Below are 12,540 nucleotides of genomic sequence, written 5' to 3'. Positions count from 1 at the left end.
ATTTGGTAACCTGAAAGTCCGGAGAAAGTTGAAATGTACGCTTTTGCTACAATCGACCGTGCAATCAGTTGGGATTATTAATGCTTATTTTATTCCAAAATTCTACCGGGTTGGTTTTCTTTGTTCTAATTCCTTAAGATCAACGCAGACATTTTGGTTCGATATCTCCTTCAATGGTTAGGTTTTGGCGCATTAGTGGGCATTTTGTCGGGCTCGGCTTCTGCTGTTTTTTTGATTTTGCTCGATTGGGCAACAGAATACCGTGACGCTCACCTCTGGCTTTTGGCCCTTTTACCTTTGGCAGGGTTCTGTATCGGCTATGTATATCACCATTATGGGGCCAATTCTGTACAGGGAAATAATCTCCTCCTGGAAGAACTCTACCAAAGCAAGCAGCCAATTCCCTTGAGGATGACTCCATTGGTACTTTTCGGAACAATATTCACGCATCTATTTGGGGGCTCTGCAGGCAGGGAGGGGACAGCTGTTCAGATGGGAGGATCTTTGGCGGATCAACTCAATAAATGGATCTCGATAGACTCGGAAAGCCGCAGGATTCTATTGATCTGCGGGGTAGCGGGAGGATTTGCTTCTGTGTTTGGAACTCCCCTAGCTGGGGCAATTTTTTCCCTGGAGTGGATGCTGACGCGCCAATTTCGATGGAAGTCATTGTTTCCGGCTTTTTGGGCAGCTTTTGTGGCGGATTGGGTTTGCGAGATTGCTTGGGGAGTAGGACACACGGCCTATTTTATACCGGAGATTCCAGCACATACTTTGGCAAATCTCCTTTGGATTTTTCCAGCAGGGATTGCCTTTGGTTTAGCAGCTTGGTTGTTTGCTCAAGTCGGTCATGGCTTTGGGGATTTATTTAAAAAGTACATTTCCTATCCTCCTCTTCGACCGGTAATCGGAGGACTGATTCTGGCAGTTTTCGTGTATGCCACAGGTGCTTTCGATTATATCGGACTTGGAGTTCCCAGGATTGTGGAGGCCTTTGAAACGCCGCTGCCTTGGTATGATTTTCTGGCCAAAATTGGGCTTACCGGCCTAACTTTGGGTTCAGGATTTAAAGGTGGAGAAGTGACACCTCTGTTTTTTACGGGAGCCACTTTAGGCAATGCACTTTCAGTATGGATTCCATTGCCGCTGGCTTTGCTGGCAGGATGTGGTTTTGTGGCGGTATTTTCGGGAGCCACGAATACCCCCTTAGCATGTACTGTCATGGGTATGGAGCTCTTTGGGTATGAGGCTGGGGTTTTTCTTGGATTGGCCTGCTTGGTGGCTTATTTGGCTAGCGGGAAGAGCAGCATCTATTCAGCCCAAAAATTTCATCAAAAATATCCCTGGCCCTAATCTACTTTGGTGCCGCATTTTCTGCAGTAGCTATCCCCTAGTTCTATTCCCTCAAAACTGCAGTGGGTGCAGGATTTCAAAAATTCGTAATGTCTTGGAGTTTTTCTTTTGGCCATCTCCGCAGTCACAATTCCCGTTGGAACTGCAATGATCGCGTAACCCAAGAGCATGATCACAGATGCCATAAACTGACCCAAAGGAGTGCTGGGGGTAATATCTCCAAAGCCAACGGTGGTCAAGGTGACGATAGCCCAATACATGGAAACAGGTATGCTGGTAAATCCATGCTCTGGTCCCTCTATTACAAACATTACCGTGCCCATGATTAAGACTATGGTTAAAACGGAAAATAGAAAAAGCTGAATTTTTGCAGCGCTGGCCTTTAAGGAGTCGCCAATAAAATCCGCCTCAGCCAGATACCTTCCCAATTTCAAAATCCTAACAATTCTCAATAATCTCAAGGCTCGAATTACGGATAGTAACTGAGTATTGGCGACGAAAAAACTCAGATAAACCGGTAAAATGGCCAGTAAGTCTACAATACCAAAAAAGCTACTAATATACTTGTAGGGCTTGGTGGTCAGCCAAATCCGAAGAATGTACTCGATAGTAAACAAAAAAGTAAAACCCAATTCTAGGTAATAAAAGGTTTGGCCATATTCATCTTTTAGGGACTGCACCGAATCCAGGATTGCCACGGTTACCGAGCCGAAAATCAGTATCAGAAGTACGATATCAAACAATCGGGATACCCGATCATTTGATTCAAATACGATGTGGGCTAACCTTTTTTTATCAAGCATAGATTCAAAATTTAGGAATTTTCTGCTTAATCAAGGTAATAAACTCGTTTTACTCTGGCGCTGATATTGGTCAAAAGCTCATAAGGGATCGTTCCTATTCGGTCAGCAAGCTCTTTGAGGGAGATTTTTTCCCCATAGATGACTACTTCATCTCCTTCCTTCGCTTCAGGGATATCGCGCAAATCTATCATGGTCATGTCCATGCAGACATTTCCGATTACAGGTGCTTTTTTCCCATGCACCAGCACATATCCATTTCCTCGGGAGAATCTTCGGTCATATCCATCTGCATAGCCAATAGCCAATGTTCCGATTCGGCCTCCTTCAGGCAATTCCCCCTTTCTGGAATATCCTACGGTCGCCCCAGGAGGCAAGTCTTTGATTTGGGAAATGGTCGTCTTCAGCGTGCTGACAGGCTTAAGGGAAGAATCATATCTGCAGGTGACCTCGACTCCGTAAAGGCCAATTCCCAAACGGACCATGTCAAGCTGAAATTCTGGAAAACTGATGATCCCAGCTGAATTCAGCGCATGTGCCAAAGGTTGATAATCCAAATGCGGCTCAATTTGGGCTTTCATATCCACAAACTGATTCAACTGGCTCAGTGAAAATTCCCGGTGGACTTCCTCATCCGCGCCGACCAAATGGGTGTAAAAGCTGGCGACTGTTAGCTCGGGATATAGCTTCAGGAGGTTCACCAATTCCGGAATATGCCGCTGCTCAAAGCCCAGCCGGTGCATTCCTGTATCTAAATCAAGGTGTATCGAAAGCGATGTCTGGTGAAGGCGGGCATAAGAGCCCAGTTTTTTGAAAAAATCCAGACTGAATACCACCGGCTCAAGTCCAAATTCACGAAGCAGATCAAAGGACTCCTCCACAGGGTTCAGAACCATGATTGGAAGCCGAATTCCCTGTTTTCTCAGCACCACACCTTCATCAGAGAATGCCACCGCGAGATAGTCCGCGCCCATGGTCTGGAGGTGGTTGGCAATTTCTGCAGCTCCTCCTCCATAGGCAAAGGCTTTGACCATCACCATAACTTTGGTGCTCGGGTTCAGCTGCTTTTTATAAAAATTGAAATTGTGGGTAATCGCATTAAGGTTGATCTCCAAGGTAGTGCCATGGATCCTCTGCTGTAGTTTGTTGACCACTCGCTCAAAAGCAAAAGACCGTGCTCCGGTGATCAAGACTAGGTCATTTTGAAATCTCTCGGGATCCAGCTCTGCCAACAAATGATCGGTGGTCGAGAAGATCTGAGCTTTCTCTCCAAAAACTTCCTTGAGCCGCTCTACCTCGGTTCCCACGCCCAAAATCAGGTCAAGTTGGTAGGTTTGAATCAAATCAGCTACCTCCGCATAGACTTTTTCAGGACTTCCCTGCTGAAGTAAATCCGACAAAATCAGGGTTTTGGTTCGCTTGGGCCTTTGTTGGCTCATAAACTCCAAAGCGACTTTTAGCCCTGCAATGTCATTGTTGTAAGTGTCGTCGATGAGAATGGAGTCATTGATCCCAGGCTTCAATGTCAGACGCATATCTACCGGCTTGAGGTGCTCCAAACCCTCCTGAATTGCCTGAATTTCCTGACCCAGAGAAATAGCGGCAATGATCACATGGGTGACATTTTCTAAGGATGCTTTATCCGAAAAGGGAACCGAAAAAGTCAAGATGCTGAGGTCATTTTTCATCAGCAGGATTCGGGTTTTGCCTTCAAGTTGCTTGTAAGAGACACTGAAATCAGCACCTGGAAGTTGAGACCAGGAGATCAGTTTATTTTCAGGAAAGGACTTTTCTATTGCCTCCCGGATTTCAGGGTGGTCTTTGCAGTAAATCAGGTATTGGCAGTTTTTGAATAGCTGCAATTTTTCTGAAATCTTTTCCTCCAGGCTGGAAAAGCCTTCTTTATGGGCTGATCCGATGTTGGAAAAAATGCCCAAATTGGGCTGAATCATCTCCACCAGATTCTGCATTTCCCCCACTCTTGAAATTCCGGCTTCCAAAATAGCCACCTGATGATAAGCCTGAATCCCGAAAATTGACAAAGGTACACCTACTTGGGAATTGTAACTTTTTGGGCTTTTGGCCACCGCAAAGCTTTGGCTCAAAACCTGCCCCAGCCATTCTTTGATAATGGTTTTTCCATTGCTTCCGGTAATACTTACTACAGGTTTGGTAAACTGAACCCGCTGAAATGCGGCTAGCTGCTGAAGGGCTTTTCGAGTATCTGGGACTTTCAGGAATAGAGCCTTTTTTTCAAGTTCAGAGGAAATCTCAAAATCCTCATGCACCAAAAAAGCAGCTACTCCTTCCTCTATCAATTGAGAGATGAAGGCGGCACCATCAGCTTTGGCACCTCGAAGGGCAACAAACAGCGACTGATTGGGGTGAATGAGTTGACGGGAATCAATGCTGATCTGTGTGATCCGAGATTCAAATTCCTTTCCCTGAGCTTTCCCTCCGGTAATATCGACTAATTGGGATATGGTCAGTTGAGCCAGCATTTATTCCTCCTCTTCTTTGAGCTTCTTTTTGAAAAACACTTGTCTAATCCATCTGGGAAGAAATATAGCTCCCAAAATCAAATAAGGATAGTAAGAAAGCATCCTCCAGGCAATACTGGTCACAAAGGTGTATTGTCCCAAGAATTGGGAGAAAAACTGCCCATAGAAGAATTCAGCCGTCCCGCTACTTCCCGGAGTAGGAGAAATCATCATCACGATCCACATGATCACCTGTCTGGCAAATACGATCACATGATCCATCATGTCCATTGGGACGAATGCTGCCACCAAGGCATTGAGCATCAAGTAGCGAGAAGTCCAAATGAAAATTGTAGCACCAATGATTGGCAACCAGTAACGATAGTTTTTTCCTGAAAGCTGTCTGGAAGCTTCGATAATCTGGTTTCCATATTCCTGGGCATCATGCTTCCACTTACTTAGGAATTTCAGGGAAAAGATTTTGATCAAGACCCATTTGAATACTCTTGGCCTGTAGAAAAGGGCTGCAGCCATGACGATGCTGTAGGAGGCATAGAGTGCATAGCTGATCCAAAAGATGGCTTCCAGACTGTTGCCCAGCTGGGTTTCCAGAAGTCTGCTGTCAGGAAAGATGTTTCCCTTGGCGAAATAAAGAATAATTGGAGCGCCGATGACAAAGAACAGATTGTCCAAAATGGCTGTCACCATGACAAAGGCAATGGCTTTCCCCATTTTGATGCCTTCCTTGTTGAGGATAAACATCGCTACGGCCGTACCTCCGACGACAGATGGGGTGACTGCTGAAGCAAATTCCCAGAGTATAATCACATAGATGGAACGAGTCCAAGTGAGCTGTCGGTCTGTGATTTCCCGGATTCGGTAAACATAGCCCAGGTCCCTTGAAAAGATCACCAAAACAGCCAAAATGATATAAGGGGCCGAAGCATCAAAGATCCCTTTCAAGGTGTCCGAATTTACTGTAGGATCGAGGTAGAACATCAAAAACACGATGCCAAGCCCGATCAGAACAGGAACCCAGACCTTATTGGGATTAAGGGTTTTGAAGATTTTCTTATTGTCCAACTTCATGCTTAGGCTGTAGCGACAGGCTCAGTCTTTTCGACCCAAAAGTTATTGTATCCTTCTCCGATGATGATAGTCACTTGGGAAAGCTGCAAGAGCTCCAAAATGGCCAAGAAAGTGTAAATCACAAAGATTTTGTCAGGTTGATATTGAATAAACTCGGTAAAGGGTACTTGTTTTTTGAAGGTGATCTTTTCCAAAACAAAATCTTTTTGCTGTTCAATGGTATAGGGATACTGAATTACAGTGTGCTTGGTTTCATCTGTTCGCGAAGCCATTCGGGCCATGCATTTCTGGAATACTTTCAGAAGCTTATAGAGATCAACGTGCTGCATTTCTGCATCCACGTCATCCACTTTGCTCAGTTCCTTGAGTTCGCGGGCCAAATTCCCCCGCTTTTCTTTGGAAAGCCTTTGTTCTTCCAGTAAAGCCAAATCCCCAATCACAGATTTATACTTTTTGTACTCCAGAAGGTTTCTGACCAATTCCTCTCGGGGGTCGATCTCTTCCCCTTCTTCGTTGAACTCAGGTCTTGGCAAAAGCATTCGTGACTTGATCTTCATCAGGGTAGCTGCGAAAAGGATAAATTCGCTGGCAACCTCAATTTCCATTTTTTCCAAATGATGGATATAATCCAGAAAGTCATTGGTTATCTTGGAGATCGGAATGTCATAGATATCCAGTTCATCACGCTCGATAAAGAAAAGCATGAGGTCGAAGGGTCCTTCAAATAGAGGCAATTTGATCTCGAAACTCACCGGATATTGAAATTAATAGGTTAATTTTGGCGCCTAATAGCCAAAGATATTCAATTAAGCTAAATTAATTGGACAGCAGGGAATTTACCGGAGAAATGAACCGATGAGGATTGCGCTTGTATCGCAAACATTCTAGTCTCCGTTAGGTTACCTACTTTGAACTCAAAGATATCAAGTAATGCAGATACAACCCGGTCCACTCCTAGCCCAAATAAATACTCCAGAGGATTTAAAGAAGTTTTCCAAAGATGATTTGGTCAAAATCTGCGATGAATTGCGCCAGTTTATTGTGGACAGTGTCTCCGTTTATGGGGGACATTTTGGAGCCAGCCTAGGAGTAGTAGAGTTGACAGTAGCTTTGCATTACGTGCTGAATACTCCTAAGGACCAATTGGTGTGGGATGTAGGACACCAGGCTTATGGTCATAAAATCCTGACTGGAAGAAGAGAAAAATTCCACACGAACCGGATTTATGGGGGCCTCTCCGGATTCCCAAAAATGAAGGAAAGTCCTTACGATGCCTTCGGGGTTGGCCATTCCAGTACTTCAATTTCTGCGGCTTTGGGTATGGCCGTTGCCTCCAAATACAAGAATTCAAACATCCAGCATGTGGCGGTCATCGGAGATGGATCCATGACGGGAGGAATGGCTTTCGAAGCCATGAACCATGCCGGAGTTAGCGATACTAACCTGTTGATCATTTTGAATGACAACTGCATGTCCATCGATCCCAATGTGGGGGCCTTGAAGGACTATTTGACCGATATCACCACTTCTCATACTTACAATAAAGTAAAAGATGAGGTGTGGAAGCTCTTGGGCAAGCTCAGCAAATTTGGAAGCTCTGCGCAGGAGGTTATATCCAAAGTAGAAGGTGCCATCAAATCCGCAGTGCTTAAGCAGAGCAATCTTTTTGAATCTCTCAACCTTCGGTATTTTGGTCCAGTGGATGGGCATGATGTCAACCATTTGGTAGAGATCCTGAAAGACCTTAAGGATATCCCTGGTCCTAAAATCCTCCATTGTGTTACCGTGAAAGGAAAAGGCTTTGGTCCAGCTGAAACGGGAAACAAAACCACCTGGCATGCTCCCGGAACTTTTGACAAAGTCACCGGAGAGATTTTCAAAAAAGTACCTTCAAGTCCTCAGGCTCCTAAGTATCAGGATGTGTTTGGACACACTTTGGTAGAATTGGCCGAGATGGACTCCAGAATCATGGGGGTAACCCCGGCGATGCCTTCAGGCTCCTCCATGAATATCATGATGAAAGCCATGCCTGACCGGGCATTTGATGTAGGAATTGCCGAGCAACACGCAGTTACTTTTTCTGCGGGGATGGCTACTCAAGGTCTGATTCCATTCTGTAATATTTATTCTTCCTTCATGCAGCGGGCCTATGATCAGGTGATTCATGATGTCTGTCTTCAAAATCTTCCGGTAGTATTCTGTCTGGATAGAGCAGGATTCGCAGGAGCGGATGGTCCAACTCACCACGGAGCTTATGACTTGGCATACTTCAGATGCATTCCAAACCTTGTGGTTTCTGCTCCCATGGATGAAGAAGAACTTAGAAACCTAATGTTCACTTCGGTACAATATCAGGGTCCATTCTCGATCAGATATCCTCGGGGAAATGGAGTCATGCCTGAGTGGAAAACTCCTTTCAGGGAAATTCCCGTGGGTCAGGGAAGAATCATCAAAGAAGGCGAAGACGTGGCTATTCTTACGATCGGTCATATTGGAAATTATGCCGTAGAAGCCTGCGATACGCTAGAAAAAGAAGGACTGAGCCCTGCGCATTATGACATGCGATTTGTCAAACCTTTGGATGAAAGCCTTCTTCACGAAGTGTTCGGAAAATTCAAAAAAGTGATTACCGTAGAAGACGGCTGTCTGATGGGGGGCTTTGGTTCTGCTGTCCTGGAATGGATGATGGACCATGGCTATCAAGCTCAGGTGAAGCGACTGGGAATTCCAGATGCTGTGATTGAACATGGAGAGCAGATTGAACTTCAGCGTGAGTGCGGATTTGATCCAGAAGGAATCGCAGAGGCGGTCAGAAGCTTTGTAGAGATCGAAAAAGTCTAATTTCATGTCTTCCGTTCATTTTTTTGAAAAAGGCGCTGGTCAGCCTTTGGTGCTGATTCATGGATACTGTGAAACCTCTAATATGTGGTCTGAATTCGCAGAATCCCTTTCCGGAGAATTTCGGATAATCTGCCCAGACCTGCCCGGATGCGGGAATTCTCCCATTCATGGAGATCAAATCACTTTGGAAGAAGTGGCGGTGATCCTAGAAGAGTGGATGGAAGAAAATCAACTGGAAAAACCTATTGTAATCGGTCATTCCTTAGGCGGATATGTGACTTTGGCCATGACTGAATTGATGGGCAATAAGCTTTCAGGCATTGGCCTTTTTCATTCCACAGCCTATGCAGATGATCAGGAAAAAAAGGATACTCGAAACCGCACAATTACTTTTTTGAAGAAAAACGGAGTGGAAAAGTTTGTCACTTCCTTCGTGCCTCCTCTTTTCCCCGAAAATAGAAGAATGGAGCTCGCTGAGGAAATCAATCAGGCAATCGAAGAAGCGAAGCGGTGCTCCCTCGAGGGGTTGGTCGCTTTCGCAGGAGCGATGCGGGACAGAAAAGAGAGAACTGAAGTTCTCAATTCTTTTCGGGGGCCAAAGCTTTTGATAGCTGGGACCGAAGATGGAGCTGTGAAAATTGAAGCCAGCCGCGCTCAGAAAGCTCTTTTTTCCAATTATGTAGAACTGGAAGGTGTCGGGCACATGGGAATGGTCGAGGAGAAAGAGAAAACGCTGGAGCTTATTCGGAATTTTGCTCTTTCCTGCAAGGATTAAAGGGTTTTGCTCAAAATGCCCATCAACTTTTCCAGGTATTCCTGATCGATTTGGTCGAAGTCATTCAGCTGATCGCTGTCCACGTCCAAAACCATAGCTACTTCCTCACCTTTGAATACAGGCACTACGATCTCGGACTTTGAGGCAGAACTGCAGGCAATGTGGCCTGGAAAGGCTTCTACATCCGGGACAAGTTGAGTTTGTTTTTCTTTCCAGGCTGTTCCGCAAACGCCTTTTCCAAAATTAATCCGGGTGCAGGCGATGGGCCCCTGAAATGGCCCCAAAACCAGTTGATCACCTTTTACCAGGTAAAACCCCACCCAAAAAAAGCCAAAAACTTCCTTCAAAGCAGCGGCAATATTGGACAGGTTGGCATACAGATCTGGCTCTCCACTGATCAGGGCTTCAATCTGAGGAAGGGAGGCATTGTATTTTTCTGCTTTGGTGGCAGCTTCTGGAATAAAAAGGGTCTCAGCCATGGTAATAGTAGTCTAATCGGTCTTCCCCGATAGCAATTGTTTCTAAAGGATTTTGGTTCAGGACAGGAGCAGAAATTCCGCTCCCAAATTTATTCAATGAAGAAAAAATACGGGCCTCATCCCACAGCCCTGCTTGGATGAACTGGTTCAGCACATAAGTTCCTCCTTCGACGATCAGGCTTTGAACTTTTCGATGATGTAGCTCATCCAGAATTTCTTTCGGGCCAAATTCCTTATTCATTTTGACCCATTCCACGCCATCCTTTTGATCAGATTTCAAGGTGTTTAAGCAAAGGGTTGGGACATTCCCGTCGAATAAATTCAGTTTTTCAGAAAGTTCAAGTCTGGAATCCAAAACAATTCGCAGAGGATTTCTGCCTTTCCAGTCTCTTGCCGTGAGGCTTGGGTTGTCAAAAACGGCGGTGTTTTTTCCTACGAGGATTGCATCTTCCTCGGTCCTCCATTTATGGACCAATTGTCGGCTTGGTGCGGTACTGATCCATTTGGATGAATAGTCAGCCTTGGCTACAAAACCATCTTGAGTTTGCGCCCATTTGAGGATCACATAAGGTCGGCTTTTTTCGATTTGAGTGAAAAACCTTCGGTTAAGCCATCTGGATTCCTGATCCATTAACCCAACTTCTACCTCAATTCCGGCATTTTTTAGAATTTCTATTCCTTTTCCTCCGACGAGGGGATTGGAGTCTGTAGAGGCAATGATGACTTTTTTGACTTTCTTTTCGACCAGGAGATTGACACAGGGAGGGGTTTTGCCCCAATGCGCACAGGGTTCGAGGGTGACATATACTGTGCTTTCAGCCAATAATTCAGGATCCTGAACAGAATTGATTGCATTCACCTCGGCGTGTGGTCCTCCATAAATTTGGTGGTAGCCTTCGCCGATGATTTTGTTATCATGGACAATCACACAGCCCACTATTGGGTTTGGGCTTACAGATCCCATTCCCAGTTGGGCGAGCTCCAAAGCTCTCTGCATGAAAAGATCCTTTTCCCGATTCATTTTTTGGTCAGGGTAATTTGATCCAAGGTGGTTTTCTTTTTCTCCTCTACGACCACATTGGAAATGGATCTGGAATTGTAGGTCGTATTTTTGGGATCTATGTAAAGGTTATAGGTCCCGGAGGGCAATCGAAAAAGAAATGTTCCTGAGGAGTTGATGTGAGTGGAAATCGAGTCTGTCCCTCTTATGGCGTAAATGGCCGGGTCCAGCGTGGCAGGAGTAATCGTCCCTTGAATATCACCGTTGCCGATGTCGGAGGTAATCCGGATGGTGGGCTGGAAGTTAAAGCTAAGCGGAGAGCTGCTTTTTTGACTGATAGATTTTTCCAAATCAAGATCCACAATCAGATCATAGGAAATCCCTGCTTGGAGATCCACGGAAACTTGCCCTGAATAGTCTGTTTGTCCGTTTGGTAAAGAAAGCGCGTAGCTTTTGTCACCTTGATATAAGGTGTTTTTCGAACCCAGTCTCAAAGTCGCTCCGGTAATGGTACCTAGATTCAGCTCTTTCCTTCCTATCTGCAGCACCGTTCCCCCTACCAATTGCGAAACATCAATCTGTTTGTCCTCCAATTCATAGGGGAAGTAGATTTTTTCTAAGCTTCCTTCACGAGCATTTGGAACAAAGTCCAATTCCACTCCCTGAATTTCCACTAAAACGGAGTCCCATTGGGCGGGAGCATCAATCAGAAAAATATTGACCAATGCCTTTGGGCTTTCATCAGGCCCTGTACAGGCACCAGTGATTGCTATCAAAAAGAAAGAAAAGTAAAGGAGTCTATTCACGACGCAAATTTAGGCCAAAACTTTTCAAAGTGGGACCTCGGGAAAGTGGAAATAAAAAATGCCGGAATTTCCGGCATTTCTTGGTTTAAGAGGCAGGTTCTAAATTGACCACATTCGGGTTGGTAACCTTGTCGTCTTCGACAATGATATTGGTCAGGGTCTGAGATTTGTATCCTTCCTTGGGCGTAAAAGTTATTGTGTAGGTACCAGGAGAAAGACCCATGACAGAATATTTCCCGGTGCCGTCAGCGAAGGTGTTTACTTCAGTCCCATTGCCGGTGACAGTAACCTGAATCGGTTGAGCTTCCAGCGGGAAGACTTGTCCCTGGATTCCCTGAGAGATCTCTAGATAAGCTCTCAACACAGGCTTGAGGATTACATTTCCTGAATTCCCGGCGTTGACGATGGATTTGGCAGCATCAAAATCAATCACCAAATCATAAGTTTGGCCGCCTTGGATTTCTTCTTCAACTTTTATTTTCAAGCCGCTCTGTTGAGCGCTTGGAGTTTTGAGCTCGATTTTTTGCTCACCTTTCATCAGGTAGTTGTTGTCGCCTAGGATCAATCTAATTTGATCGATTTCACCTTCTGGAAAATCTTCCGAGCCGATCAAAAGGCTATTTCCACCAGTGAGATCCAAAAGATTAACCATCCGCGGTCCATCATAGATGATTTCCTCCCAGGTGGAGTCATCCTCTTCCATATCGCTATTGTCATAATCGACTTTTACCCGAAGGGCCAGGACCTCAATCCAAACTTCATCATAGTCTGCCGGGGCATCTACAAGTCTGAAATTTACTCTGGCTTCAGAAGAATTGGGTTCATCGTTGACATCACAGCTGGATACCAGACCTGCGAGCAAGAGAAGGTTAAATAAGGCTAGTATAGTTTTCATGGGACAATAATTTTTGATTGTG

11 protein-coding genes are annotated in these 12,540 nt (G+C 45.1%); 3 read left to right on the top strand and 8 right to left on the bottom strand.

The genetic code is table 11. From position 1 onward, the window contains the following. Positions 1-153: 153 nt before the first annotated feature. Positions 154-1,353, top strand: a complete 1,200-nt coding sequence (locus tag G458_RS0104065) for a voltage-gated chloride channel family protein (RefSeq protein ID WP_245579225.1) — start codon at positions 154-156, stop codon at positions 1,351-1,353. Here G458_RS0104065 and G458_RS20140 read toward each other — a convergent pair. Genes G458_RS20140 through G458_RS0104045 form a run of 4 tightly spaced genes read right to left on the bottom strand, consistent with a single transcriptional unit; the run spans position 1,350 to position 6,474 of the window. After that, a complete protein-coding gene (locus G458_RS20140) occupies positions 1,350-2,156 on the bottom strand; it encodes an ion transporter (RefSeq protein WP_035467704.1) in 807 nt (268 codons plus the stop codon). The two genes, G458_RS0104065 and G458_RS20140, sit on opposite strands and share 4 nt — an antisense overlap. Before the next feature lie 26 nt (positions 2,157-2,182). After that, entirely contained in the window at positions 2,183-4,654 is a 2,472-nt protein-coding gene (locus G458_RS0104055; RefSeq protein WP_026950778.1) for a bifunctional UDP-N-acetylmuramoyl-tripeptide:D-alanyl-D-alanine ligase/alanine racemase, read from the bottom strand. Continuing rightward, a complete protein-coding gene (locus tag G458_RS0104050; RefSeq protein WP_026950777.1) occupies positions 4,655-5,722 on the bottom strand; it encodes a lysylphosphatidylglycerol synthase transmembrane domain-containing protein in 1,068 nt (355 codons plus the stop codon). A gap of 2 nt (positions 5,723-5,724) precedes the next feature. Beyond that, entirely contained in the window at positions 5,725-6,474 is a 750-nt protein-coding gene (locus G458_RS0104045) for a segregation and condensation protein A (protein WP_026950776.1), read from the bottom strand. A 178-nt stretch (positions 6,475-6,652) separates the two neighbouring features. Between G458_RS0104045 and dxs the strand changes: the two genes are divergently transcribed. After that, positions 6,653-8,563: a 1-deoxy-D-xylulose-5-phosphate synthase gene (gene dxs / locus G458_RS0104040; RefSeq protein ID WP_026950775.1), complete on the top strand. Its 1,911-nt coding sequence runs from the start codon at positions 6,653-6,655 to the stop codon at positions 8,561-8,563. A 4-nt stretch (positions 8,564-8,567) separates the two neighbouring features. Beyond that, positions 8,568-9,338 (top strand): alpha/beta fold hydrolase, encoded by a 771-nt coding sequence (locus tag G458_RS0104035; protein ID WP_026950774.1) that lies wholly within the window; start codon positions 8,568-8,570, stop codon positions 9,336-9,338. Here G458_RS0104035 and G458_RS0104030 read toward each other — a convergent pair. The 4 genes from G458_RS0104030 to G458_RS0104015 all read right to left on the bottom strand — a co-directional run bounded on the left by G458_RS0104030 (position 9,335) and on the right by G458_RS0104015 (position 12,518). Further along, a complete protein-coding gene (locus G458_RS0104030) occupies positions 9,335-9,817 on the bottom strand; it encodes a GAF domain-containing protein (protein ID WP_026950773.1) in 483 nt (160 codons plus the stop codon). The genes G458_RS0104035 and G458_RS0104030 overlap by 4 nt on opposite strands. Continuing rightward, the gene (gene ribD / locus G458_RS0104025; RefSeq protein WP_035467702.1) at positions 9,810-10,838 is read right to left on the bottom strand and encodes a bifunctional diaminohydroxyphosphoribosylaminopyrimidine deaminase/5-amino-6-(5-phosphoribosylamino)uracil reductase RibD; all 1,029 of its coding nucleotides are present in this window, start codon (positions 10,836-10,838) and stop codon (positions 9,810-9,812) included. Before ribD ends, G458_RS0104030 begins: the two co-directional genes overlap by 8 nt. Then, complete coding sequence (locus tag G458_RS0104020; protein ID WP_026950771.1) at positions 10,835-11,623, bottom strand: DUF4382 domain-containing protein; 789 nt, start codon at positions 11,621-11,623, stop codon at positions 10,835-10,837. The genes ribD and G458_RS0104020 overlap by 4 nt, the downstream gene beginning before the upstream one ends. Before the next feature lie 85 nt (positions 11,624-11,708). Next, positions 11,709-12,518 (bottom strand): DUF4382 domain-containing protein, encoded by an 810-nt coding sequence (locus tag G458_RS0104015; protein ID WP_026950770.1) that lies wholly within the window; start codon positions 12,516-12,518, stop codon positions 11,709-11,711. Positions 12,519-12,540: the final 22 nt, after the last annotated feature.

Source organism: Algoriphagus mannitolivorans DSM 15301, from assembly GCF_000429425.1.
GTDB lineage: Bacteria > Bacteroidota > Bacteroidia > Cytophagales > Cyclobacteriaceae > Algoriphagus > Algoriphagus mannitolivorans.
This window is presented reverse-complemented; position numbering and strand designations above follow the sequence as displayed.